This window comes from Rhodocytophaga aerolata, from assembly GCF_030503435.1.
Lineage (GTDB): Bacteria > Bacteroidota > Bacteroidia > Cytophagales > 172606-1 > Rhodocytophaga > Rhodocytophaga aerolata.
The window spans coordinates 87,030-112,522 of the sequence record NZ_JAUKPO010000016.1 but is presented as its reverse complement, the minus strand read 5'-3'; the positions used below and the strand labels follow the sequence as shown (position 1 = coordinate 112,522).

At 42.6% G+C, this 25,493-nt stretch carries 28 protein-coding genes; 5 read left to right on the top strand and 23 right to left on the bottom strand.

The window, feature by feature from the left end; all coding sequences use genetic code 11:
* The first annotated feature begins 87 nt into the window (after window positions 1-87).
* Window positions 88-567 (top strand): DoxX family protein, encoded by a 480-nt coding sequence (locus Q0590_RS22860; protein WP_302039936.1) that lies wholly within the window; start codon window positions 88-90, stop codon window positions 565-567.
* A gap of 66 nt (window positions 568-633) precedes the next feature.
* On the opposite strand, the gene Q0590_RS22855 is transcribed toward Q0590_RS22860, so the two are convergent.
* The 20 genes from Q0590_RS22855 to Q0590_RS22760 form a co-directional block, all read right to left on the bottom strand.
* The gene (locus tag Q0590_RS22855) at window positions 634-1,329 is read right to left on the bottom strand and encodes a pseudouridine synthase (RefSeq protein ID WP_302039935.1); all 696 of its coding nucleotides are present in this window, start codon (window positions 1,327-1,329) and stop codon (window positions 634-636) included.
* Window positions 1,330-1,505: 176 nt separating this feature from the next.
* A complete protein-coding gene (locus tag Q0590_RS22850; RefSeq protein WP_302039934.1) occupies window positions 1,506-2,669 on the bottom strand; it encodes a VWA domain-containing protein in 1,164 nt (387 codons plus the stop codon).
* Between the two features lie 71 nt (window positions 2,670-2,740).
* Entirely contained in the window at window positions 2,741-3,406 is a 666-nt protein-coding gene (locus Q0590_RS22845) for an HNH endonuclease (RefSeq protein WP_302039933.1), read from the bottom strand.
* Window positions 3,407-3,483: 77 nt separating this feature from the next.
* Entirely contained in the window at window positions 3,484-4,587 is a 1,104-nt protein-coding gene (locus Q0590_RS22840; protein ID WP_302039932.1) for an AAA family ATPase, read from the bottom strand.
* Window positions 4,565-5,239: an RNA ligase family protein gene (locus tag Q0590_RS22835; protein WP_302039931.1), complete on the bottom strand. Its 675-nt coding sequence runs from the start codon at window positions 5,237-5,239 to the stop codon at window positions 4,565-4,567. The genes Q0590_RS22840 and Q0590_RS22835 overlap by 23 nt, the downstream gene beginning before the upstream one ends.
* Before the next feature lie 25 nt (window positions 5,240-5,264).
* Entirely contained in the window at window positions 5,265-5,825 is a 561-nt protein-coding gene (locus Q0590_RS22830) for a pyridoxamine 5'-phosphate oxidase family protein (protein ID WP_302039930.1), read from the bottom strand.
* A gap of 77 nt (window positions 5,826-5,902) precedes the next feature.
* Window positions 5,903-6,355: a GNAT family N-acetyltransferase gene (locus Q0590_RS22825; RefSeq protein WP_302039929.1), complete on the bottom strand. Its 453-nt coding sequence runs from the start codon at window positions 6,353-6,355 to the stop codon at window positions 5,903-5,905.
* 190 nt (window positions 6,356-6,545) lie between these two features.
* Entirely contained in the window at window positions 6,546-7,013 is a 468-nt protein-coding gene (locus Q0590_RS22820) for a hypothetical protein (protein ID WP_302039928.1), read from the bottom strand.
* A 142-nt stretch (window positions 7,014-7,155) separates the two neighbouring features.
* Window positions 7,156-7,731, bottom strand: coding sequence for a pentapeptide repeat-containing protein (locus Q0590_RS22815; protein ID WP_302039927.1), 576 nt, complete (start codon window positions 7,729-7,731; stop codon window positions 7,156-7,158).
* A 123-nt stretch (window positions 7,732-7,854) separates the two neighbouring features.
* The gene (locus Q0590_RS22810) at window positions 7,855-9,546 is read right to left on the bottom strand and encodes a tetratricopeptide repeat protein (RefSeq protein WP_302039926.1); all 1,692 of its coding nucleotides are present in this window, start codon (window positions 9,544-9,546) and stop codon (window positions 7,855-7,857) included.
* A 94-nt stretch (window positions 9,547-9,640) separates the two neighbouring features.
* Complete coding sequence (locus Q0590_RS22805) at window positions 9,641-9,943, bottom strand: DUF1330 domain-containing protein (RefSeq protein WP_302039925.1); 303 nt, start codon at window positions 9,941-9,943, stop codon at window positions 9,641-9,643.
* Window positions 9,944-10,109: 166 nt separating this feature from the next.
* Window positions 10,110-10,412 carry an isochorismate lyase gene (locus tag Q0590_RS22800; RefSeq protein WP_302039924.1) on the bottom strand — a complete coding sequence of 101 codons (303 nt, stop codon included), beginning with the start codon at window positions 10,410-10,412 and terminating at the stop codon, window positions 10,110-10,112.
* Window positions 10,413-10,415: 3 nt separating this feature from the next.
* Complete coding sequence (locus Q0590_RS22795) at window positions 10,416-11,576, bottom strand: DmpA family aminopeptidase (RefSeq protein WP_302039923.1); 1,161 nt, start codon at window positions 11,574-11,576, stop codon at window positions 10,416-10,418.
* Window positions 11,577-11,729: 153 nt separating this feature from the next.
* Window positions 11,730-12,257, bottom strand: coding sequence for a GNAT family N-acetyltransferase (locus Q0590_RS22790; protein ID WP_302039922.1), 528 nt, complete (start codon window positions 12,255-12,257; stop codon window positions 11,730-11,732).
* 97 nt (window positions 12,258-12,354) lie between these two features.
* Window positions 12,355-12,768: a GNAT family N-acetyltransferase gene (locus tag Q0590_RS22785; protein ID WP_302039921.1), complete on the bottom strand. Its 414-nt coding sequence runs from the start codon at window positions 12,766-12,768 to the stop codon at window positions 12,355-12,357.
* 171 nt (window positions 12,769-12,939) lie between these two features.
* Window positions 12,940-13,206 carry a hypothetical protein gene (locus Q0590_RS22780; protein ID WP_302039920.1) on the bottom strand — a complete coding sequence of 89 codons (267 nt, stop codon included), beginning with the start codon at window positions 13,204-13,206 and terminating at the stop codon, window positions 12,940-12,942.
* 146 nt (window positions 13,207-13,352) lie between these two features.
* Window positions 13,353-14,222 carry a DUF5694 domain-containing protein gene (locus Q0590_RS22775; protein ID WP_302039919.1) on the bottom strand — a complete coding sequence of 290 codons (870 nt, stop codon included), beginning with the start codon at window positions 14,220-14,222 and terminating at the stop codon, window positions 13,353-13,355.
* Between the two features lie 105 nt (window positions 14,223-14,327).
* Window positions 14,328-14,945, bottom strand: a complete 618-nt coding sequence (locus tag Q0590_RS22770) for a hypothetical protein (protein WP_302039918.1) — start codon at window positions 14,943-14,945, stop codon at window positions 14,328-14,330.
* Between the two features lie 231 nt (window positions 14,946-15,176).
* Window positions 15,177-15,437 (bottom strand): hypothetical protein, encoded by a 261-nt coding sequence (locus Q0590_RS22765; RefSeq protein WP_302039917.1) that lies wholly within the window; start codon window positions 15,435-15,437, stop codon window positions 15,177-15,179.
* A gap of 171 nt (window positions 15,438-15,608) precedes the next feature.
* On the bottom strand, window positions 15,609-16,910 hold the full coding sequence (locus Q0590_RS22760) for a Gfo/Idh/MocA family protein (protein ID WP_302039916.1): 1,302 nt from the start codon (window positions 16,908-16,910) through the stop codon (window positions 15,609-15,611).
* A 221-nt stretch (window positions 16,911-17,131) separates the two neighbouring features.
* Here Q0590_RS22760 and Q0590_RS22755 point away from each other — a divergent pair, with 221 nt between their 5' ends.
* The 3 genes from Q0590_RS22755 to yiaK all read left to right on the top strand — a co-directional run bounded on the left by Q0590_RS22755 (window position 17,132) and on the right by yiaK (window position 20,623).
* Complete coding sequence (locus tag Q0590_RS22755; protein ID WP_302039915.1) at window positions 17,132-18,874, top strand: IlvD/Edd family dehydratase; 1,743 nt, start codon at window positions 17,132-17,134, stop codon at window positions 18,872-18,874.
* 120 nt (window positions 18,875-18,994) lie between these two features.
* Entirely contained in the window at window positions 18,995-19,573 is a 579-nt protein-coding gene (locus Q0590_RS22750) for a suppressor of fused domain protein (RefSeq protein ID WP_302039914.1), read from the top strand.
* Window positions 19,574-19,627: 54 nt separating this feature from the next.
* Window positions 19,628-20,623: a 3-dehydro-L-gulonate 2-dehydrogenase gene (gene yiaK / locus Q0590_RS22745; protein ID WP_302039913.1), complete on the top strand. Its 996-nt coding sequence runs from the start codon at window positions 19,628-19,630 to the stop codon at window positions 20,621-20,623.
* A gap of 74 nt (window positions 20,624-20,697) precedes the next feature.
* On the opposite strand, the gene Q0590_RS22740 is transcribed toward yiaK, so the two are convergent.
* Entirely contained in the window at window positions 20,698-22,179 is a 1,482-nt protein-coding gene (locus Q0590_RS22740) for a S41 family peptidase (protein WP_302039912.1), read from the bottom strand.
* Window positions 22,180-22,442: 263 nt separating this feature from the next.
* On the bottom strand, window positions 22,443-23,489 hold the full coding sequence (locus Q0590_RS22735) for an LLM class flavin-dependent oxidoreductase (protein WP_302039911.1): 1,047 nt from the start codon (window positions 23,487-23,489) through the stop codon (window positions 22,443-22,445).
* 267 nt (window positions 23,490-23,756) lie between these two features.
* On the opposite strand from Q0590_RS22735, the gene Q0590_RS22730 reads away from it, so the two are divergent.
* The gene (locus Q0590_RS22730) at window positions 23,757-24,380 is read left to right on the top strand and encodes a beta/alpha barrel domain-containing protein (RefSeq protein ID WP_302039910.1); all 624 of its coding nucleotides are present in this window, start codon (window positions 23,757-23,759) and stop codon (window positions 24,378-24,380) included.
* 72 nt (window positions 24,381-24,452) lie between these two features.
* Here the strand turns inward: Q0590_RS22730 and Q0590_RS22725 are convergent, their stop codons facing one another.
* Window positions 24,453-25,400, bottom strand: a complete 948-nt coding sequence (locus tag Q0590_RS22725) for a hydroxypyruvate isomerase family protein (RefSeq protein WP_302039909.1) — start codon at window positions 25,398-25,400, stop codon at window positions 24,453-24,455.
* Window positions 25,401-25,493: the final 93 nt, after the last annotated feature.

Sequence of the window (25,493 nt, the reverse complement as noted above, 5' to 3'; positions counted from 1 at the left end):
TTCTTTCTATATAACAAAGAATCTGTTCCTATGGCAACACTTTAAAGACCTTCAGTTATTAATCTAAATCAACCTAAACAATCAGCTATGTTTCAACAATTAATTCGTACGAACAGCAATGACACGGCCGCCTTCGTTTTGCGGGTAGTATTGGGAGCCGTTATGTTTCCGCATGGTGCCCAGAAAATGCTGGGGTGGTTTGGTGGAAAAGGCTTTTCAGCCACCCTGGAAGGCTTAACTACCGGAGGCGGGCTACCCTGGATTATTGCCTTTTTAGTGATCATCATTGAATTTTTTGGCGCTATAGCACTCGTACTAGGTTTCCTTGGCAGGCTTATGGCTTTTAGCATAGGGGTGGTAATGGTGGGAGCAATAGTTAAAGCGCACCTGGCCAATGGCTTTTTTATGAACTGGTCCGGGCAGCAGGCCGGCGAAGGGTTTGAATATCATTTGTTAGCCATAGCAATGGCTATAGCCCTTACCCTAACCGGCAGTGGCCGCTGGTCAGTAGATAATGCCTTGCAAAGGAAAAAGATTCACGAGCGGGAATTTGAAGGAGTAGCTTAATTAATTTGAAAATTTGGCAATTTGAAAATAGCATACACCTCACAGGTTTCTAAAACCTGTGAGGTGCTACTTGATCAATTCTGTCCAGCCAAATTGATTGCAGATGTTTTTGAAGTGCGGGGGAAGCGGAGCAGTAAGCTGTGTGTGCTTACCCGAAAACGGATGAACAAAAGACAACTTCCAGGCATGCAGCTTCATACCAGGACTATCTAATGTTTCGCGGAACATCTGGTTATGCCGCCAGTCGCCATGTTTTTTATCACCTACGATGTAATGCCGGATATGGGCAAAATGTTTACGGATCTGGTGCATCCGGCCGGTAAGCGGCTGTACGTGTACCAGCGAATACCTGGATGTCGGATACCGGTTTACATGTATCGGTAATTCAATGGTGGCTATTCTTTTAAAGTACGTAACGGCCGCCTGGTGTTCCTTGTAAGTTTCCTCTTTTAATGGATGATCGATAGTTCCTTCTTCCGGAGCATACCCCCGCACAATAGCCAGGTAACTTTTTTCTACTTCCCGGCTTTCGAACGCTGGCATTAATAACTGGGCGGCTTCTTTATGCAAACCGAAAAGCAATACGCCAGACGTTGGCCGGTCCAAGCGGTGCAAAGGATACACCCGCTGCCCCATCTGGTCGCGGAGCAGTTGCAGGGCAAAGGTTTTTACTTCTTCGGCAATCCGTGTGCGGTGGACAAGTAACCCATTAGGTTTATTGATGGCTACAAAATGTTCGTCCTGATAAATAATTTCGAGCAAAAGGGAGATAAATTTTAAGAATTTGAGAATGTGCTGCTAGCTAAAGCTATCAAACAATTTATTCGTATAAACTGAGCAACAAAGGTAGTTAATGAAGAATTGATAAAAAGATATTTGAAAATCCATTACTTTTTATCAATTCTTCAAATTTCCGCATTTTCTAATTCACCCTACATTTATCGGCTACTTCCGCTAGCCATAGGTATATTGTTTGTGGAAGCCCACTGAGCAATGCTTTGCCGTTGAATAGCACAGGCCATCAGGTCAGGAAATTTATCTGGGGAACAGGCAAATACCGGCACTCCCAGATTAGCAAGGAAGGAAGCATTCTGGTGGTCATAGGAAGAGGTACCATCATCGTTAAGGGCTAACAATACTACCAGTTGTACGCCAGAAGCCACAATAGCTGCCATTTTCTTCAGCATTTCTTGTTGATTTCCTCCCTCATACAAATCCGTAATGAGTACCATAATGGAATCTGCCGGACGCATAATTAGCCCCTGGCAATACCCTAAAGCCCGGTTTATATCTGTGCCACCGCCCAGTTGTACTCCAAACAGCAACTCAACCGGATCTTTTAACTCTTCAGTTAAATCTACCACGGCTGTGTCGAATACCACCATTTTGGTGTTAACGGCAGGCATGGAAGCCATGACAGAGCCAAATATACCAGAGTAAATAACAGAAGTACCCATAGACCCACTCTGATCCAGACAAAGCACAATGTCGCGTAAGGAGGTTCGTTTGCGGCCATAGCCATAGCGTACTTCCGGAATAATAGTTTTATACTGGGGTTGATAATGCTTCAGGTTTTTGCGGATAGTCGTGTTCCAGTCAATCTCATTATGCCTGGGCCGGCGGTTACGGGTAGCTTTGTTGAGGCTGCCGGTAATGGCCTGCTGCATCGGATGAGTGAGCTTTTTCATTAGTTCATCTACCACCGCCCGTACTACTTGCCTGGCCGTGTCTTTGGTTTTGTCTGGAATAACCCGGCTCAGCGTCATTAATGTGGCTACCAGGTGAATGTCAGGCGTAACAGATGCTAACATCTCAGGCTCAAGCAACATCGATTGCAGATTCAGCCGTTTCAGAGCATCTTGCTGCATTACCTTAACAACGGATGAAGGGAAATACGTCCGAATGTCGCCCAGCCACCTGGATACATTGGGTGATGAAGCGCCTAAACTTCCGCGGCTTTTTTCTTTATCGTTTGCATCATATAAAGCGGCCAGGGTCTGGTCCATTTGCAGTTCCACTCCTTGCAGACTCACCCCGGTTCCATCTGCCTCTTCCCCGCCTAGTATCAGCCGCCACCTTTTTACTGTTTCTTCCGATTCCATGTGTGTTCTATTACTATCAAGCTTTAAAAGTAGCCACTAATTCCAATTTTAGCCAGATGGCTTTCATAGAATCAGATGATTTTATCTAGTTTTTGTAAATTATGCCTGGCACAGAGCAATTGGATATTTTCAGCTTTTAACGATGTTCCTCCTTTAGAGAAAGGTATGATATGATCGAAATGTAAATTATCGGTACTTCCGCAGGTTACACACTTTCCATTGTCTCTTTTCCAAACTTCTACTTTTACTGAGGTAGGAATCATCCGATGATGATCCAGATCTAACAATTCGTCAACCCTTCTAACTTTAAAATCCAACGAATGAGGCGTAACCCGTAGTTTGAATTTAAATACATTTCTACTGATATCTTTTTCAAGCCAAGCATCTGTTAATTCAAATATCCCATTATACACCCATAGGCCGTCTCTGATTTTCTCATATACGTTTACTAATTCAGGCTCCGCTTTTCCTTCTTTGTACTTCTGTGCTGCCTCATAAAACTTCCCGTTCTGTGTTAAACTACCAAGCGGTGAGTATCTGGGTTGATCAACTAACTTTGGGTTACTTGACAAGTTTCTGGGTACATCATGCCCTTCGTAAATCAATACCTTCCCATCCTCTTCGATTCTGTCGGCATAGGGAGCTCCCTTACGTAAAGACATTAATATTACACTGGTTTTGCCTCCTATTTTAAAATTCATCCCCCGTTGAAGAGCGTACCCTTCTGCTTGACACATTTCTGTATAGGATATAATATCTCCTGGGTATATCATGTTCGAGTCAACTTAATTTGCTATTCCTATGTGCTGCAACATTAATTAGCAACTACCTCCAGCGTATGGCATTCCAGCACGGTCGGAAACTGCACTTTCTCGTGCATAGCCAGTATTTTCTCATTGGAGATTTTATACTCTTTTTCCCGGCCAGTGTTGTCACGCAGCACATCGTTAATATTCTTGAACAGGAAGATGATATCAATTTTAGGATGATACGGCAGCCAGGTCTGGATGAGTTGTGCCCGCATATTTTTAGTGATATTGGTGGCATTCCAGATAAACGATTGTTTTCTTCGGCAATATTCTTTGCTTTTTTCTCTGGCCAGCTGAATTACTCTTCCCTGATTTTCGGTAGGCCCAATGTCAAGTTCTTCCCGGATATCATCCAACGAGATTATGGGCAGTTCTTCTCCCCACCGTTGATGAATATAACTGTCTTTGCCGGAAGCTGGCAGGCCGGACAGCATATAGATCGTATAGTCATACTGATGAAAGAGTTGGGTATCCGGATAACTGTCGTTTAGATTGAAGTAGTAAAAACGGTCATAGGCAGCGTGGAACTGTTTGGGTTTGTCGTAAATGTGGTTTTCCAGGCAGAACTCTTTAAATAACTCCAGCTTGTAAAGCATATCATCCGGGTCTTTGCATACGCGCCCTAACAGGTCGGCTTTGGCAAAAATGTACAGCAGTTTGTTGGAGGTAAGCAGACTGGTGGTAATGACCGACTTCAGTGGATTCTCCTTTTCCAGCAACCAGAAGGGATAGCCATGATAAAAGACGGTATAATAAACGGCCGAAATAAAGTTAAATTTGTAATTTTCTTTATCGAGCATTTGCCTGGCCATGCTGGCTCCTACAGAAGCATGCCTGGGATGCGTAATCCGGTTGTCGTCTAGTACAGTATAGGTTACTGGCTTCGCAATATCATGAAAGATGGCCGTGTACTCCAGAACCTGTTTTTCAAACGCAGAAAGTTCCCGGTATTCCGGTAAGTTCAGCAGGGCGTTCAGCACGAGTTGGGTATGCGTATACACGTCGCCCTCCTGATGATGGATGCGGTCTTGCCGGGTAGCTTTCATGGCATCAAACTGCTTGCGGTAATCTTGAACAATGGGGTAGTCAGCTAATAATTTCCCAGACATTGCGGTTGTTTTTTAGTTGGTTGAGTTCTTTTACGTCGTACTTCCAATGTTTGGTGGTGTTGATCTGAAAAGTGTCGTTTACAAACTTAGCTACCGATTCTTTAAAAGCCTCAAAAGCAAAGCCTGTGGCTAATCTTACGACAAATCCTTCTACGGGATAGGTACGTTGGCTTGCATAGTTCTGAAATGCTTGCAGAATCAGCTCTTTTTTATACACATCCTCGTATAGTACCGGAATGGGTTTTAGGTTCCACAACTTGCACCATTCCAGGGTTTCTTGCCAGGATAAACATTCATTCTGCTCATTCCAGATGGAATACACATAGAATAAAGTTTCCAGAGATGTATAATGAATGGTATGTTTATAGAACAAGTTTTCTCCACAGATGCGCCAGCCAGTGGGAATATCCTGTGCAATGTGCAGCCGCAACCTGTCGAGCCAGCGTTTAGATTCATCCCAGTCGGAATTAATAGAACGGGCATGCAGGTAATCGGGGTAAAGGGTGGTATTTTCCCCATCCAATTTTTCGGTGACTACTACTTGTTTGCCGTGAAAAATATCGTCTGTTGCCAGTACTTTATCGTCGTGCCCCTTTTTTAAGGAATACGGCAAATGAAAAGTGCGGGGATATTTGAAACGGGGATCTGGCATCTGAAGAAAGACATATAAGAAATACCTATGGTTGCTGGGTTAGTCCAAAATCGGTAGGCAAGCCATCCAGGCTTTTTAAGTTTTTCTCCAGCATGTATTCTTCCAGCCCCGCTTCTCCTTTTTTCTCCGCCCAGGTAAAATGAATATCCCGTTCACCTTCATATTCAAATAAGGGCACACCAAATCCGCAGGAAGTTTGCACCAGATGGATATCGGCTACAATGATCTGCCGGGTACTGGGATAAATAGTAAAATGAGGGGCATAAGTTTGCCATTCGTCTGAACCCGGCAATACAGCTTTTCCTTTTCCGTATAAGCGCAGAATATTGGGTGCTCCTTCAAAAGAGCAGAACATGAAAGTAATGCGGCCATTTTCCAGGGTATGTGCCGAAGTTTCATTGCCACTGCTGATCAGGTCCATGTAGGCGACTTTGCTTTGGGAAAGCACCCGGAAACAATCCAGCCCTTTGGGTGACAGATTAATATGGCCATCGGCACTCAGTGGCGCGGTAGCCACAAAAAAGATATGTTGCCTGCTGATAAACTCCTGATCGGCAGGCCGGATAAAGTCAATAAATTTTCCCATACGATACTAACGTAAGATACTAGAAGCCAGAAAATGATAGATAAGATAAATAAAATGCGTGGATAAACTCAACAATGTTAGGTAAGCTTCTTTTCAAAGCAAAGGCTGTTTTCTATTCCTATATACTGGCCATAATTCGGAATCTGCTGGTAGCCACTCTTCTTATATAATTCAATGGCTTCGGGCTGCTTTTTCCCTGTTTCCAGCATACACCTGGCATACGATAGTTCTTTTGCCCATTTTTCCAGCTCAGCTACTACTTTGGAAGCAATGCCTTTTTTGCGGCTTTCCGGCGAGACATACATCCGTTTTACTTCCATGGCATCCGGCGCAAATTCTTTAATAGCTCCACAGCCTAAGGCTTTCCCATTTTCGTAAGCCACTACCGCGTACTTAATTTTATCTATCGTGTTGTACTGGGCATAAAATGAATGGTCAGCGCCATCCCTAACCGCAAGGTCTGCATCCAGTAATTTTACCAGGCTTACAAAGTCGGGATGGGCGGAATCTGTTCGTACTAAGTGTATCATCTTGGCAGGCTATTTCAGTATACAAAAGACAAATATAACAGGTTAGCCCCCTATTTTATAGAACAAAGTTGGGGAATCTTCTGCCTTTATTAAGCTCAAGCCTTCTTTTTATATCACGCTAATTAAATCTATATGGAAGTGCATGAATTATAGGTTTTCTGTAGTAGTTATTCAGCAGATACTACCCTCATTATTTGTTCACTTTCACGTACTTTTCTATATTCAACCGGTTGATTCCGGCCTCTTCCACTTTCTCTATTCCCCGCTGAATAAGGGTATCGTTTTCGATGGTAACGGTAAAAGAAAAGTCGTTTCCCTCCCACTCTCTGGCACTGCAGTATTCCAGATGTTCGGTATACACACTATCGGCCAATGTGTAGCGGCCCCCTCCGGAAGAGAAAACAGCTGCTGAATCTTTTCCCTTGGTTAAATCGTGATGCAGAAAGGCGAAATGGGTATCGTTAATAACTTTAATAAAAGATCGGTTCTGGGTATAATCCGTAACGGTAGTGTCCCCCTTTTCAATAATTGTTCCTGTTAGTAATTGCCAGGTTCCCTGAATGGGTTTAGCCTGCGGGCTGGATTGATTGGGTGTTGTTTCTGTTTCACATGCCATAAGCAGGAGGCTGCCCAGGATCAACGTAACTGTTTGTTTCATGGAATTAGCGTATGTAAATAGGTTTAGAACTACGAATTTTTCAAGGATATTTCAACGGTCATTAAGGCAGGTATGTCTGGCTGAAGCCACTACGCAGACTAGTACTCCTTTGGGCAGGTTATCCATCTCTAGCTGCAGCGCTTTATTGTTCAATGTCTATATCGTATTTGTGTAGCAGCCCGATGACGGATGGCATAGCAAACTTGGCTTTTTTAATGCGGTTCCGTTCCGGATCAATGGAATAATTATAGGAAGTACGGAAATCGGCTTTTTCCAGCAAAGTATTGTCAAAAAGAGCCATAGATAGGTCACAATTAGCGAAAACAGCACTGGTTAAATCGCATTGAGTAAAATCTGTTTCTTTTAACTGGGAATTTTTGAAGACCGTCTTTTTGATTTTTGTCTGGTAAAACGAAGAATGATTAAGGGAGCAATTCTCAAAGCTGAAGGATAACCCAAAAGGATTGCAGGTATCGAAGCGCAGACCCAGCATTTTGCAATCTTTAAATACACCATCCTGAAAGGAGGTTTTCAGCAATTTGGCCAGGCTTAGATTACAATCCGTAAACTGGCAATTAATGAATTTTACCCCTGACAGATCAGTACCAGAGAAGTTACAGTTGGTGAACCAGCAATTTTCATACTCTCCTTTTTGGAGCAGGTTTTCCGTAAAATCTATTTTGTGGAAGGTTCTGTTATCAACAGCCGTTCGGTCCATGGATGGTTATCTTGGAGTAAAATGTATTGACAGCAAATTAAACAAGATTTTGCCGGATGTTGGTTGCTTTTACTCGTTTTTCCTCCAGTATATTTTCTTTCTACCCTTCCTCGTATAGTACTCTTATGGCATTTTTAAATACTGTTTCACTGCTTTCACTTCCGGCCTGGTGGTTTGAGGAGATGTAACGTGCGTGATGAGCTGCTTATAATACAAGGTTGCTTTTTCTGGGTTGCCAGCCTTTTGGGCAGCTACCCCAGCACTATAGAGGCTATTAAACCGGTTAGGATGTTTTTTAAAATCCGCTTCGAAGGCTTGCAAGGCTTTGGCGGGTTGGTTCATCTCCATTAATAAGTCGGCTTCTAAAGCTCTTGCCGGAATTACTTCACCTGGTGTTACAGGATGTTTCTCGGTTTTGTCTTCCATATCGGCTGCCAGTTGCATCAGTTCCAAAGCTTCCGCTGGTTTGCCTTCTTTAAAACGTATCCAGGCTTCCCCTGCTTTCAGTTGAATAAGTACCTGATTGGCTTTATAGGCATCTTTTTGCTTCAGCAAGGTTTGATGTATCTGGTTCAGTTCGTTCAACTCCGTTGTGGCAGACGCCAAATTTTCCAGGTGGACAGCACCCAGAAGCCGGGTAAAATGGATAATGGCTTTTTGCCAGGGATATTCATTCCAAGGAAAATTTGCCGGATGCATTGGCAGGGTGGCTGCTTCTTGCCAGCGTTTGTTTTCCAGAACATACCTGGCCGGTATAGCTGCATACGCATACGCCACTTTAAAATTTACCGGATGTACTTCTTGAATGGTTTGCAGGTAGTCCCATTGTTGCTTTGCCAGGGTGTTTTCTCCTTTTTGCAGATGTGCATACATCAGGTAATCCAGGCCATGCAACTCTTCGTCCCAGTGCCCTTGTATACCTGCCGCTTCGCCATAACACTGGGCAGAGGAAACAGAAGCCCGGTTAGACTGGATGCATTCCTCCCAAAGCCCGAGCCTGGTAAAAATATGCGAAGGCATATGCAGGGCATGGGCGGAAGATGGGGCCACTGAGGCATATTTGCGGGCTGCCGGCAATGCCAGAGTAGCCAGTTCAGGAGAGTCGTACGTATGAATTAAATAATGAATAACACCAGGATGGTTGGATTCTTCCGGGGACATTTTTTGTAGAATAGCTCCGGCTTTTTTTTGCTTAGCAAACGATTTATCCGATGGATCGGCAGCGGCATTCAGGGCTAAGGCATAAAAAATGGTCGCTTCTTTATCTTCCGGATAGTCGGCAGCTACTTGTTCCATGGCTTTTTCAAACCGCAGGCACCGTTCCCGGTGCTCTACTGTATCCCAATCTTTATAAAATGAAGCAATGGCGGCTATGTAACTTGCTTCTTTTTTAGATTTTGACGAAAGCGTCTGGGCCAGTTCAATGGCTTTTGCCCCCTTTTTCAGCTCTGCTTCTGTAGGTGGAGTCCACAGCGGATGGAAATTACTCATGGCTACTCCCCAATACGCCATGGCACAGTCCGGGAACCTGTCAATAATACTGGCAAAAACTTTTTCAGCTTCATCGTACTCAAAAGAATGTAAAAGCTTTAGAGCCAGATTAAAGTTTTCTGATTCGTCCCCACACGACGTCTGAAAAACCAATGATCCGAATTCCCTGTCAGGCGGGCCACAGGTAATGACCTCGCCCCGCTTGAGGTTCAATTCGCTGATGGCGGTGTTTGTTTCGGCTGTATTCTTTTTTTTGCATGATACGCTTGCGAGTATACACACCAGGCAAACTATGGAATAGCATATAGAAAGGTGGGGTTTCATACAAATGCTGGTTAAGTCAAAATGCTTTTCAGACCTTCACTATACTTATTTATCCTAATTTTTTTCCGCCAGTATTGGCTACAGGCAGGTCTTTTTACAATAGATTTCCTTCAATCAATAGTGCCTTTTCGATGGATGCTTCTTTTAGGTGCATGTATTGTAGCCTTTCTTTATCATCCCGGTAAGATTCAAAATCTTTTCTGGCCGGAAAAGAAACCAGATGAATTTCGTAGGGATGTTCTCCACTGGAGGCAATTATACTATCTTTTGTGGGCCTTATGCGGTAAAGTAATTCGCCCTTATGTTTTTGTAATAAGGGTAAAACGTGTTCCTCAAACGCATGAAACACTTCTTGTTTTCCGTCTTTTACGAATATAATCTGGATATAATAAATCATCTGGCTAGTAGTAAATTAGGTAACGTAGCGTAGCTTTTAAATTACATATAATTATTTTTTTTCTGATAGGTCAACTTTCAAAAGAAGCTAAATATAGTTTTTTCGATCTTTTCAATCAACCTCTATTACCTGTGCTTCGTGCTTCGGCCTGCTTTTCTGGGTCACTTCATTTGGGAGCATGATTTTGCCACTGCTTCATCTCCTCTTCAATAAAATAATTCACTAGATCGCGGTACATTTTCTCAATAACTTCTGGATTCAATCCTGCTTCTGATGCCCATATCCGCCGCTGCTGGAGCATACTATGCAGCCGTTCTGGGGCTTTTACACTCATCTCGCTGGTTTTGAATTTGGAAGCTGCTTTTACATAGCCAAATCGCTGGCCAAGAAGCTGAATAATCTGTTGGTCTATCTTGTCAATTTCCTTTCGGATTTCTCCCATATCGGCACATTCTTCTGATTTCTTCATAAACTATTTTAATCTATTATACTTTTTCAATACATTAATCACGGCTTTATGCGGGAGGGCATATGCTTTATTTTCATTGATTCCTTCCATTGTTTCTGCTGCTACCATAGCATTAATAATAGCTTCTTCTACAGCTTGAACTGTTGCTTCAAACAGGGGGTTTATCAGATCATTGGGTAGCTGGTCTACTTCAGTAAAATCTTTTCTCTGAAATGCCGTCAGGTTAGCCGTAGAAAAAGCAATAAAAATATCACCGGAGCCATTTTCACCACGGCCCCCAACCTTGCCTACAGCAATAGGAACCCTAGCTGCTATTCTCTTTAACTGATGTGGTAACAAAGGAGCATCTGTGGCAACTACTACAATGATGGAACCATCGCCTTCCTGTCGGTATGAGGGAGGTGCATTAAACTGATAATTTAAGGTATCTTTTAACTCTTTTCCAACTGCTACACCTGCAATAGTTAGATTATGTTTTGCACCAAAATTGGATTGGACCAGTGCACCAACGGTATAGGTTGAATCCTTGATAGCAACAACTCTTGAGGAAGTGCCCGTTCCTCCTTTAAAGCCTAAACACATCATGCCTGTTCCGCCTCCTATATTGCCTTCTTCTAAGAATCCCGATTTTGCTTTGTTTAGTGCCTCAAAAGCATGGGTTTCTTTTACATGAAATCCATAAATATCATTTAAGAAACCATCATAGGTTTCTGCCACAACCGGATACGTATACCAAAAATCTTCTTTGTACCAATTTGTTTGTACGAACCATTTTAATACGGCATCTCTGACAACTCCTACACTATTTGTATTGGTGAGCATGATAGGTGTTTCTAAAAAGCCCGACTCGGTTATCCACGTGGTCCCAGTCATTTCACCATTTCCATTAAGTGCATACCAATTGGCATAAACGGGATTATTCGATTTGCCTCTGGGCAATATGGCAGTCACCCCTGTTCTAACAGGTCCTTTACCCCGGATATTTTTTCCTTGTCCAGAGATAATTGTGCTATATCCTACTTCCACTCCTTTTACATCTGTAATGGCATTGTATTTTCCAGGCTTTCCGTCAAAAGGAATTCCTATATCTCTAGCCCTTGGCTTTTGCCCAAAAGTAGGTGTTTGTAGAGATAGAAATAAAGCTATAAATATTAACCTGATCATATGTGTTAATTTTAGCCAATATAGCAAACAATGCAACAAACCAACACTGCTTTGTTACTTCCTGTTACGCTTCAACCTTCTTTTGAAAGTTATGCTTTGTCGGGCTGGTTGCTGGTCATGTGTGGGGATGGTGGCATGCCTGTTTATTATATCTCACGTGTCTTTCAATAATAGTTTCATCATGATGTCAGTCTGCTCGTCGCTGCCCAATTTGAAAATGTGCTTGTCAAACTCAACAAACCCATTTTTCTTATAAAAATTGATAGCTCTTGGATTTTCTTCCCAAACTCCTAACCACACGTACTCGGCATTGATTTGTCTGGCAATTTGCAGGGCCTTTTCATAGAGCAATTGACCTACCTTTTTTCCGTGAAATTCTTTCAACACATAAATCCGTTCTATTTCTAGTGCTTCGTCGTCTTTTAATTCCGTTTGTGATTCTCCAAAATTGAGTTTTACATACCCGATTATCGTATGACCAAGCTTGGCAAAATAAAATTCAGAGTTACGGTTATTCAGTTCAGCAGTCAATTTTTCGGTAGAAAAACCTTCTTCCAGGTATTTTTTCATATTCTCCTCTGTATTGCCTACCGAAAAGGTCTCAAAAAAAGTTTGCCTGCTAATATGCTGCAACTGGCCAAGGTCTTGTAGGGTTACTTTATTTATGTTGATCGTTTGCATACTGTGTACGTGGGTTTTAAACCTGCTCCCAACTGCAGTAGTAATTTGAGGCACTAGCTGGTTGCGGGTCCGTGCAAGATGTTGGCAGAAGCGCTTGTTACTTTAGTAAAACCATTAGCTTTTCGGGATGAGCGGCTACAGTAAAGCCTAGTTTCGCATATAAGCCTTGCGCATCATCGGTGCCTAATCGCCAGATCTGAATACTAGTTAAGCGCGGATGTTGCAATAAATTTTTCAGCATGATCAGGGAGTAGCCGCGTCCCCGGTAGGGTTCTGCTACAAAAACATCTAACAAGTAGGCAAACACCACATAATCTGTTACTACCCGGGCATAGGCCACTTGTTTGCCCTCCAGAAACAAGCCGATATTAAAGGAGTTAATAATGCAGGCTTGCACAGCTTCCCGGCTGCGGCCCCTAGCCCAATAGATATTGGTTAAGAATTGATGAATAAAATCCACATCCATCTGTGATGCCTCCGTTCGGATTGTAAGTTCTGGCGTTTCTTCCATGCCTGTTCCTCTTTTTGTAGGGTTGTATTATTTTATCTTGCTTTCGATGAATGCATTACCACCTCCCGTAGGCAAGGCACTTTTAAGCGTTAACTTTGTAGGTTAGCAGGCTGCTGATAGGGTGAAGCAGGTGTTCATACGCTCCGTATTTGATAAAGTGTATGGCGTTGATTATTTGGGGTCAAATAGTGCTTTACTTCTATATTTTGCCCCAATAAATGGTACCAGACTTACTAGCATTTCTTTCCAAGTAAATCCAAGGTGTCGCATCCGGAAAAAGTAAGTAACAGGGATACACAGCAGAATATGATAGCACAGGGCTTGCCACATAAAGGCTTGGGCCTGCTGTGAAGAAGAAGTGTAGGCTATGTAATTAGAAATTAATCCGATTGCTACTGGTATACTTATCAGGATTGCCCAATACTTAGTTCTAGTCATGGTATTTAAGTTTTATTAGTTAAAAGTTAATCTTATCTTTTCTTCTGGTTGCCCCTAGTGGCTCAATTATTTACGCAACTATTGCCTTAACTAGGGCTTTGAGCTTAGGTAGCATAGTTGTCGATTAAATATGGTAGTAGCCATAGTTATTTTTCATTAATAATTTCCTTCAATTCCTTAATTTTCCAATCTCTGTTTTCTTTAACAAACAGGTCTATCATAGCCGTGTGACTAGAGCCAGCTAAAACCATTACTCGTTCATCTGAAACGGAAGTATATTTTTGAATCAATGACCACATATACAAATTTCTTTTGTACCATTCTGAAGTCAAGTAGACACCATTAAAATCATTTGTAGAACCGGCCAGGGAAAACATATTGATGTGGAGGTCATTGGAGGCATCTCTCATTTGTTTTGTGTTCATAGCAAAGGTGAGTTCTTTAAGGGAAGCGCCAGATTCAATCATATTATCAAACTCTGTAGTGAATTGAGCAATAGTTTTTTCGATTCGCTCTTTAAGTTCAAGTTGATTAGTTGATTCAATATCATGCATCACCTCTTGATAAGGGAATTTTGTCTCAGGGTAATCTATTGCATATACTTTGTCCAAATTATTCCCTTTTGCCACCCTAAATGCTAATTGAAAGATTTCGTTTTTTAAATAAAAATCAGATAGACTCTCATTGGTAAAATAGTTATTTTCTTTATACAGCGCGTATAGAGAATCTAATTTACTTTGCTCCTTAAATGGCCATTCCACGAATACTTTGGTAGGATTGTATTTTATGATACTTGAAGAAATCCCTTCTAATTCAAGTTGTGACTTCTCACTTAAAATATCGAATGATTTTGTTTTTGCTACATCAGCACCTGGATTGTTGTAGTGAAAAGTACCTATAAGAAGAATTTCCTTTTTAGGGTCTATATTAGTGACGGTTGTATTTTCAGTTTTATATTCCTGTTTACAACCAATAAGAATGCTTAATAATAAAATTGGCGATAATCTGATTTTCATTGCTCCTTAATTATGGATAATGTAGCAAACCGATCCTTAAGCTTTGGCTATGAGGTGAGGCAGGGCTGGTTGTCGTGGAGGTGGTGTTAGCAGAACTAGGTTATTCTATTGAATTTGATATTCTTTTAAAGCAATCCTCCTTTGATCCGTTGACCATTCTACCAATCCCACTCCTTTAGCATATATCCTAGCATCAGTATAGTCTAAAATATATTCATTTTTGTTAGGAATATAGATAAAAGATTCTCTCTTAACTTCCAGTGTGTGCTTATATTCCTGGCCTCCAATCATGCGCGTCTCATCCTTGGAAACAATAGTGTTAACTGTCTTTATATCAGGCGTATCTTGAATTATCCATGTGCTACCTACAGGTAAATTATCTTGTAAAAAGAGTTCTTCAGCACCATATTTCCCATAGATTTCTCCTCTTTGATAATACTTCCCATTTTCTTTACGCACTAATAAAGGAAAATATGGCTGTAACATACTTGGATCTCCTATCATAGCATACTGCTTTCCATCTACTATTGTATCACCCAGGGCTTGAGATTTGGCATTTTCTAAATTAACTTCATTATTCGAGGTCAATTCCCAAACATATTTCCACTGTGAATTTTTGCTTGTTGGATAATAATCCAACTCATCTGGTTTAGCCTCATCTTTCTTAGAACAGGCGCTAAAGCATATGAATATTAGAATACTGCTGAATAGTAGATTTTTCATAGTTTATTAAGGAGGTTATTGAGTAAGGCATGACTATTTTTATGCACAAATACAATATTGTCTTTTATGATGACCCTTTCTTCTTTTAGATGGTTGCCCTTTTATGCTTCTTTATTTCAGCTAATGTATCACCGCTTCCCTGCGGCGAGCCTGTTGCGGTGAAGCCTTTGCTGAGGCAGGCCGCTGATAGGACGAAGCAGGTGTTGTGCCCTTGGCTTTTTCTTTTATCCTTTATTTGGTTTGCGCAAATTGAGAGCGTGCTTTGCCATCTAAGGCAATCTTTCGAGTTTGGCAATAGCGATACAGCTCATCAATATCAATTTTTACTTCTCTAACAGCAAATCCCTCTTCCTTCAGCCTTTTTTTCACCTTCTGATATTCTTTGTACCAATCCTCCCACTTTTCATGCATAGCTCCTTTATCGTCAATCATTTCTAGAAAGCGAGCCCAGTCTTTCTTTTCGTAGTAGGCTAAATTGACTCCTTTTATCATAGTCTTTCTTTTTTAGCTTGGGCACAACATTCTACTAAATACAACTTACAAAAATACTTGCGTTTATCAGTTGAGTTTAGAAAATAAACACAACTGATGTTACCTTTTTTCATCGCTTTGTTCAGTAGAGGAAGCAGCCATCTACCTGCTGTATTGTCTTAAATTGCTTTTCTACACGTTCGGGTACTGCCAGGGACTACGGTAGTCGCGGCTGAGGAGTTTGCTGGCATCCGGGTCATTTAAAATAGTTTCTTTTTCACCATCCCATTGAATGCTCCGTCCGGTCTTCAGGCTAATCATGCCTAGTAAACTTAAATTGGTAGAACGGTGGCCAATCTCAATATCGCATACTGGTAACTTACCCGATTTAATGGATTGCAGGAAATTAGCCCATAACTCCGGAATATTTTGATCGTCGGGTTTATGCAGCTTAGGTTCTTCGTGAATAATTTCCTTCTTGCTATCAGCTGGGTAAAACGTCCATCCTTTTTGCCATCCCATATGGAAGGTGCCTTCTGTTCCATAAAAGTAGCACCCTACATTTTCTCCTTTTTCTGCGTTATTCCCAGCAAACTGCCGGTGTTCCCAAACAGCTGTAAAATCCTCAAAATCATAACTTACTACCTGATGATCCGGTGCATCCGTCTGGTCTTGCTTAATGGCGCGGCCACCGGTAGAATAGATCGTTTTTGGATATTTTTCTTCGGTCCACCACAAGATCTGATCCATCCAGTGAATTCCCCAATCGCCTAAGGTACCATTGGCATAATCCAGGTATTGCCGGAAACCTTTAGGATGCATGGTTTTATTATATTGACGCAGTGGAGCTGGGCCGCACCACATATCCCAGTCCAGGCCTTGAGGCGGTTCGGAATCCGGCGTTACCTGGCCGGCTCCGCCGCCATAATGCACAAAGGCCCGCACCATGCCTATTTTCCCGGCTTTGCCGGATTTTAAAAACTCCATACCAGATATATTATGTGGCGAAACCCGGCGATGTGTTCCTACTTGTACAATCCGGTTAGTAGCCCTGGCCGCATTTACCATGGCTCTCCCTTCTTTCACTGTATGCCCAATGGGTTTCTCTACATATACATGTGCCCCTTGCTGCACTGCCATAATGGTAATCAGCGGATGCCAGTGGTCTGGCGTGGCTACTATCACAATTTCAGGTTTTTCTTTGGCCAGTAGTTCGCGGTAGTCTTTGTAAAGTTTGGGTTTGTCGCTGCTTAGCTTCTGCACCTCTGCCACCGCTGGGGTCAGCTGGTTCTGGTCTACGTCGCACATAGCTACTAGTTTGGATTCGCCGGCGGCCATTGCACTGCGTAAAATGTTCATTCCCCACCACCCGGTACCTACCAGAGCGGTCCGGTATTTCTTGGTTTGATTAACATTGAGGGCCGAAGCGAGGGGCAATGCAGAGTAGGCCATACTAGCTGAAGCTGAAGTTTTTATAAAATCTCTACGGTTCATAGGTTCGTAAGCAAAGGAGTTTGGAAATTGAAAAATAAAAATTATTTGTATAAATTAACACTAAGCCATGCAATAAAAATAGAAATCCTTTATATTTAAAGCCAATAAAATACAATTTTTAAAAAAGATGAATAACTGAATCTTAGGCTTGTTTCGCTAATTTGCAGGTTTTTCATTTTCAATTTTTCTAAGTTTCAAATTTTCTAATTTCCTATTCCCTCATGTCCGATCATACAGACGAAAAACCTAAACACTTACGAAGTACCGAATGGTTTGGCAAAACCGACAAAATGGGATTCATCTACCGCAGCTGGATGAAAAACCAGGGTCACCCGATCCATATGTTCGATGGCCGGCCGGTTATCGGCATTTGCAATACCTGGTCTGAACTTACCCCCTGCAATGCGCATCTGCGCGATTTTGCAGAAGCCGTAAAAAGAGGCGTATATGAAGCTGGAGGTTTTCCGGTAGAGTTTCCGATAACTTCCTTGGGCGAAACCCTGATGAAACCGACCGCCATGCTTTTCCGCAACCTAGCCAGTATGGATGCCGAAGAATCTATCCGGGCTAACCCCATAGATGGGGTAGTGCTCCTGACGGGCTGCGATAAAACCACTCCGTCTACTGTAATGGGAGCTGCCAGTGTGGACCTGCCAACCATTGTCGTTCCAGGCGGGCCAATGCTTAATGGAAAATACCGCGGGCAGAATATCGGATCTGGCACACACGTATGGAAGTTCTCAGACGATGTACGCACCGGGCAGATGACGCCTAAAGATTATATTTTTGCCGAAAGCTGTATGTCCCGCAGCAATGGCCATTGTATGACCATGGGTACAGCCTCTACCATGGCTTGTATGGTGGAGTCTCTGGGATTAACATTACCAGGGGCAGCCGCCATTCCAGCCGTAGATGCCCGCAAAAAACTTCTGGCCCACATGTCAGGTATGCGGATTGTGGAGATGGTAAAAGAAGACCTAAAAATCTCTAAAATATTAACCCGCAAAGCTTTTGAAAATTCCATCCGGGTAAATGCTGCGGTGGGTGGCTCAACCAATTTTATTATTCACTTACTAGCCATTGCTGGACGTATGGGTGTAGAACTGGAACTGGATGATTTCGACAAACTGGGTAGCCGCATTCCGTTGCTAGTAAACCTGATGCCTTCCGGTAAATACCTGATGGAAGACTTTTTCTATGCTGGTGGCTTACCGGTGGTACTGAATGAGATGCAGGAGTATCTGCACAAAGATGTAATGACCGTAAATGGCAAAACCATGGGCGAAAATATTGCAGAAGCCGACTGTAACTGTTATAACCGGGATGTGATCTATCCCATTGATCAGCCTATTCTCAAAGAAGCTGGCATTGCAGTAATAAAAGGCAATCTTAGCGAAGATGGAGCGGTTATTAAACCTTCGGCTGCTACGCCTGCCTTAATGAAGCACCGCGGGAGAGCTGTCGTGTTTGAAACCATTGAAGATTACCATGCCAGGGTAGATGATCCGGACCTGGATATTGACGAAACGTGTGTAATGGTGTTGAAAAATGTAGGGCCGGTAGGCTACCCGGGCATGCCGGAAGTAGGCAACATGGGCTTGCCGAAAAAGATTTTAGCTAAAGGGGTTACAGATATGGTACGGATCTCGGATGGACGCATGAGCGGAACAGCCTATGGAACCGTTATTCTGCACGTATCCCCTGAATCGGCTATCGGTGGCACCCTGGCTTTTGTACAGAATGGCGATATGATTGAGCTGGACGTGGCTAACCGGAGCCTGCATCTGGATATACCGAAAGAAGAACTTGCCCACCGCCGACGCAACTGGGCGGCTCCGCAACCCCCGACCGACCGGGGGTATGTAAGGCTGTATGTAAACCATGTAATGCAAGCTTCTAAAGGAGCGGATCTGGACTTTTTAGTGGGTAAATCCGGATCGGAAGTAGCCAGAGATTCGCATTAATTTTTTGTTATTCATCAAGTTTAGCTGATACATCCCTGCTCTTACAAGTAAAAGAGCAGGGATGTATTTTAATTTTCGTCAGCAACAATTCCTTTAACCTAAGCAGTCTTATTATTCATAATGAAAAAGTTAGTTGATTATATATCGGAAGGCTTTGGATCAAAACTTATTGAAAGAGAAATACTCATAAAGGGAATTAGTTGCAATGTTTTAGAGGGAAATGGGCCTTTTAAAAATATCCATTCTTTTTCAACTCTTGGCGTATCTAGGTATCCTCTAAAAAATTTAAAAGGTCATGAACTACCCTTTGGAGTTGAAATTATTTCCGCTGTTCACCCAATTGAGCCGTCGGTTTTTGATTACCCAGGAATTCTAGCTGCTGTAGCTTTTCAATTTACCCAGAACTACGCGATGAGTATTGGCAATGTAGTAGTTGATGTGGTTAAAAATATGTACCCTGTCTTAAAAGATAAACCTCATTTGTATCTTACTTTTCCTCCTGGTCCAGGATATTGGAAACACGACTTTGATGATTTATTAATTGGAACAAAGAATATAAAATTTTTATGCGGTTTTCCTATATCAGTTCAAGAATATAGTTTATTAAAAGAGAAAGGGCGTGAATACTTTGAGGATTATCTTGATCAAAACGAAATTGATATTTTCAATAGTAAAAGACAATCTGAGCTTTTAAGTTAATTTTAATACTTATCCGAAAATTAACAACAAGAATCACCTATTTTCCTTTTACCTATGCGAATTACTTTTGAGGAAATGCAAGCCCAGCTGGTACGGGTACTGCGCAACTATTCCTTCTCGGAGCAAAAAGCCCAATTGTGCGCTAAACTTTTTGCAGAAAACAGCCTGGATGGCGTTCATTCGCATGGGCTGAACCGCTTTCCCACCTTCATCCAGTATATTCAAAAGGGCTATGTAAAGGTTGAGGCCGAAGCTACCTTGGAAGAGAGTTTTGGTGCCTGGGAACGCTGGAACGGCAACTTAGGGCCTGGCAACCTAAATGCCTATAGCAGTATGAACCGGGCTATTGAACTGGCAAAAACGCATGGCATGAGTTGTGTGGCGCTAAGTAATACCAACCACTGGATGCGGGGTGGTACGTATGGCTGGCAGGCAGCCGAAGCCAATTGTATCAGCATTAACTTTACCAACACCATCCCCAATATGCCGCCCTGGGGAGGCACCGATAACCGCATTGGTAATAATCCATTAGTAATAGCCGTGCCCAGGAAAGGAGGCCATCTGGTACTGGATACAGCTATGTCCTTATATTCATATGGCAAAATGGATGTCTACAAACGAAAAAATCAGCCATTGCCCTTTGAGGGAGGATTTGATTCAAACGGAAACCTTACCAAAGACGCAGGTGCTATCCTGGAGGCCAAACGTCCCATACCCATTGGCTACTGGAAAGGTTCCGGGCTTTCTATCATGCTGGATATGCTGGCAGCCCTGCTTTCTAAAGGAAATGCAGTGAAAAATATTGGAGATCTGGAAGCAGAATATGCTTCGTCACAAGTATTTATTTGCTTTGATGCCGAACGGGCCGATCTGCCTTTTATTGAGCAGGTAACCAACGAGCTGGTATCTTATATTAAAAGTTCTGCTCCTGTAGAACCGGATGAAGCCATATCTTACCCCGGGGAACGCACCTTGCTTACCCGGCAGGAAAACCGCAATAAGGGTATTCCGGTAGACGAAGAAATCTGGAATCAGGTACTTGCCTTGTGAAAGTAGACTTATAAAAAAAGAAGGGTGAAACTAAAATAAAGTTTCACCCTTCTTTGTATCAGATAGTTTTATCCTTACTGAACTTCTGGCAAACGTTTAATCTGCCCGTCGAACATATTGCTTCCGGCAGCTTTGCGTTCTAAGGAAGAACCGGCATAGGGCAGCGGAGCAGCTTCCAGATTTCTCAAACGGGCCGTTGGAGCACCGGTAATCTGCAACAATGTTCTGTTTAAAATAGCCTCTTTAGTATCTCCCAAAGGCAATAGCTCCAGAGGTTCCTCGGCTTGTAGGGTAGGTGGAAAACCTGCTGTATAATCTGACTGATCTTGTGCATTATACGATTTAAACACAATGGGTTGTAATCCCCATTTTTTCTTACCCGTATCGTCGGTAATTGTAATAGAACCGACGTTTTTACCAGTAGTTTGCGTACCAATGGTGATAACTTCCATATACGGCTTCAGTCCATTAATAATAAGTTCGCTGGCAGAGGCGGTACGGCGGGATGTGAGTACGTAAACACGGCTAAGCTGATTACCAATATTTTCAGATTTAGTTGTAAATTTTTTGACAAAGAACTCCTCACCAAACTCCTTTTCCAACTCAGGGGTTAACGTTTCATTCCACTCCTGGCGGTAAAATGTTTTTGTCGCATCTACATTTTTACCTATCAAACTAGCTAGGTTCACCGCAGAAGACACATAGCCCCCTGGGTTATAGCGCAAATCCAGAATCAGTTCATTAATTCCTTCTGCCTTAAATTGGGAGAAAATCTGGTCTAACTGCAAATCGTAGGTGTTGACATTGCTTCCATTCGGGCCTGGAATAAACTGGTTATATACCAGATACCCTATTTTTTTACCACTTACTGTGTAAACAGAATCCAATAGTACTGGATTTTCCTGGATCACTGTTTTGGTAATGCTGATAGTTTTATCTGATTTTACTAACTGGTTGTTCTGCCAGTTGGAATACCCTACAACCATCGTATTCTGGTCGAATAACAGACTAGAATAATTGCTTCTGGTAAGTGTCTGTCCATTTATTTGTTCGATAATATCTCCCCTTTTGAGGCCTGCTTTATCTGCCGGGGAGCCTGGCAATACATACAAGATCTGTGCAATTACTTCATCAGACCCTTGTCTGGCCAGATACAAATTAAACTCCGCTCCGGTAGAGGTACCTTCGCCACTTAATGAGGCTTGTAACTCCTCTGCATCGGCAGCGATAAACGAAAACCGGTCACCATCGGGACGGGCAGCCGCATCATAGCTGTACAATAAAGAATTAAAGAAATCTTCCGGGACCTGAGTCATATCTGGTTTGGCAGGCAATTGCTTGTTCCAGAAATAATAGGTCTGCATGTTTTCCAGAATCCACTCATTATCGGTCTGCTCCGTTTGTACATCCGGATCGGTAGTTGGGACCGGATCTTCTTCAAAATTTTTCTGGCAAGCGCCTAGCATTACTGAAAAAGCTAGCAAACTTGCCCCAATGGTATTCCTTCCAAAGTTACGTAGGTGCAGCTGGCGCACACGAACATTCAATTTTATCATAAAATGGTTAATAAAGATGATAAACCCGTTTACCCTATTCTCATCAGACTACGATCGCCGGGTACTGATTTTTTTATTTACTGTATGTGTATAACGGATAACTTAGCCTGTTTTATTTTGTTCGATTGAACAGATATATACTGGCTATTGTACAAACAGTAAACAAATAGTTGCAGGTTCCTTTTTTAACAGAAATACGCCTGTTTTTCAGGCGTATTTTATAGCTGGTTTTCTTTATTTTCAACCTTGAAGAACTGGTCTTTTTAAGAAACTTCTGCCTCTGCTGGCTGATATGTTTGTAGGGCAAAGGCTTCGGCCAGAAGTTCATAGGAACGTATACGGTCTGCAAAATCATGAGTAATCGTTACAGCTACAACTTCGTCTACGCCATACTGAGCGGCCAGTGTTTCTAGCTTATGCTTCACCTGCTCAGGGGTGCCGCTTACTACCCTGTGCCGGTTATATTCGATGCGGGCAAGCTGGGCAGGTGTATACTCAAAATTTTTAATCTCTTCATACGAGGGAAATCCATTAATGATCCCCTGTTCCATGCGTACCATCTGATAATCCATAATTGCCTGGAGTTGCGCTGCTTTTTCGGCTGTATCGGCACAGAGCACAAAAATAGCTACCGCCGCCTGGGGAGTTTGAAGGCGCACAGAAGGTTTGAACCGTTCACGGTAAGCAGCCACGGCTTGTGGACCTCCCATCGGGTTAATAAAATGAGCAAAGGCGAAAGCCATTCCAAAGTGACCGGCCACCGATGCACTCGATCCACTGGAGCTCAATATCCACAGATCTGGAATAGTTTGAGCCTGTGGAATAGCTTTAATTTTTTCGTGGATGGTGCCCTCTTCACTATCGTCTGATAAAAAGCCTTGCAGGTCAATTAGCTGCTGTACAAAATCCTGTTCGTTAAAGTTGTTAGAGGGATTTAGCAAATAGGCCGTCAATTTATCTCCTCCGGGAGCACGGCCTATGCCTAAGTCTATTCTTCCTGGAAAAAGGGCTTCGAGCATCCGGAAGTTTTCTGCTACTTTTAAAGCACTATGGTTAGGCAGCATAATACCTCCGGAACCAAGTCTGATGTGCTGAGTATGGTTGGCCAGGTGAGCAATCAGTACTTCTGGTGTGGAGCCAGCCAGACTAATAATATTATGATGTTCGGATACCCAGAAGCGGACATAGCCTAATTGTTCAGCTAGTTGGGCAAGCTGGGTGGTTTCCAGCAGGGCTTGCCGGGCGTTGCCGCCTTTGCGTACCGGGGACTGGTCTAGTATACTCAGTTTAAGTTTCGAGTCTGTATTCATCGTTTGGATGGTAAGTGTGTTGAATTTTCAACGTATATGTGTAGGAACATATAAAACCAAGTTTGAGTTTACTCCATTCCGGCAATTTATCTGGTCGAAGATGCGTATACAATTGCAGGGATAGCCTTAGATGGTTATCAGTTGATTTTATATTTGGATTTCCCCACTACATTGTCAACTTTGCATTATGGATTTCCCCACTACATCATAAAACTATAAACAAAAACAAGTTGGCTATTCCGATAGTTTTTTCTCTATTACATGCATATGGCTTTACAAACAGTAGTACTGGTTAGCAATATTACTAACTTAAGCGATGCCCGCTATTGTGCTGGCATGGGTGTAGAAATGCTTGGGTTTACTTTAGATCCGCAAGATAGTTCGTACATAGAACCTGGTTCGTTTAAAGCAATTACCGAATGGGTGGCCGGTATACATACGGTAGGTGTAGTGCCTCAAGCTGCTGACCAGGATGCAGAAACGTTGCTTCAGGCTTATCCGGTAGATTATATTATGACAGAAACATCCTCAGACTGGCAGAAATTACGGGCCATTGGCACTCCCCTGCTTTGCCAGGTTTGGGTAGATGGAGATTTTACAGCTCAGTGGTTTACCTATCATTACCAGGCTATACAACCCTATGTAGCGTATTTTGTACTCGTTTCTAAACAGGATGCTATTTCGGCAAAAGTTTTAGAACAGCTAACCATACTTTCTGCAGAATTTTCATTGATCCTGGGCTTTGGTATTTATGAACAAACGGTTCAGTCTTTATTAAAAAACACCTTCCTGAAAGGAATTGCCCTGAAAGGCAGCCATGAGATAAGACCTGGGTTTAAAGATTTTGATGACCTGGCCAATATCCTGGAATTGCTGGAGGTAGAGGAGTAACAGCGGTTACCATAAAACAAAGGGACAAGTTTTAAAACTTGTCCCTTTGTTTTATGGTAACCTATCTATTGGTTATACCTTAAAGCTATCTACCTGGCGGTAGGCTTCTATTAAAGCCAGTTCTCCTTCTTTTCCTGGTTTGAAGTTGCCATGTTCCATTCCCATTACGCCCTTGAAGCCTTTTTTATGAATAAATTCAAATACATTTTTGTAGTTAATCTCCCCAGTGGTCGGTTCTTTGCGTCCGGGCTCATCGCCAATCTGAATGTAGGCAATTTCGTCCCAGGTGTGGGTCATGTTGTAGATAAGGCGGCCTTCGTTTTTCTGCATGTGATAAATATCAAATAATATCTTGCAGGCAGGGCTATTTACCGCTTTACAGATCAGAAACGTTTGGTCGGAGTAGCGGAGGAACAGATTGGGTGTATCACTTAACGGTTCCAATACCATTGTCAAGCCATGCGGCTCCAGTATTTCAGCACCCCGCCGCAAGGCTTCTACCACATGGGCTGTCTGAATTCCAATGGGTAAATTCCGCTCATAATCACCTGGTACAACAGTCATCCATTTAGCATTTACCCGCTTAGCCGTTTCTACAGCCCGCTTGCAACCGTTGAGAAAAATATCAATATATTCCTGCTTGCCAGCCGCCAGAGAATTCTGAGAGTTGCCTCCTTTGTCTACCACAAATACGCCCATGGTCATGCCGAGTTTAGCCAGCGTCTCTCCGATTTTAGTCTGCATCTCCACCGGGCGGCCCATTAACCCATTGTCTTCCAGGGCCATAAATCCATTGTCAGCCATAAACTTCAGCTGGTCAATCAGGTCTTTTCCGGCACTGTTTTCAAACATGCCGAAATGCGGGGCATAATTTAGTTTAAATTTATTTTTTGGATCGGCCGCAGGTGCTTTCGTACCAGGCTTAGATTGTGCAAGCACAGTTGAGGAAGTACTTAATCCGGTAAGGGCAGCTGTACCGGCAGCTAAACTTGATTTTACAAAAAAATCTCTGCGTTTCATGAGAATAGAGTATAAGTTAGGGTTAAATAATGTCGTTGCAATAGTTGTGTAGCGCCTGCTGACTTCTCTGCTTAAAAAGTAATTAGCGGATAA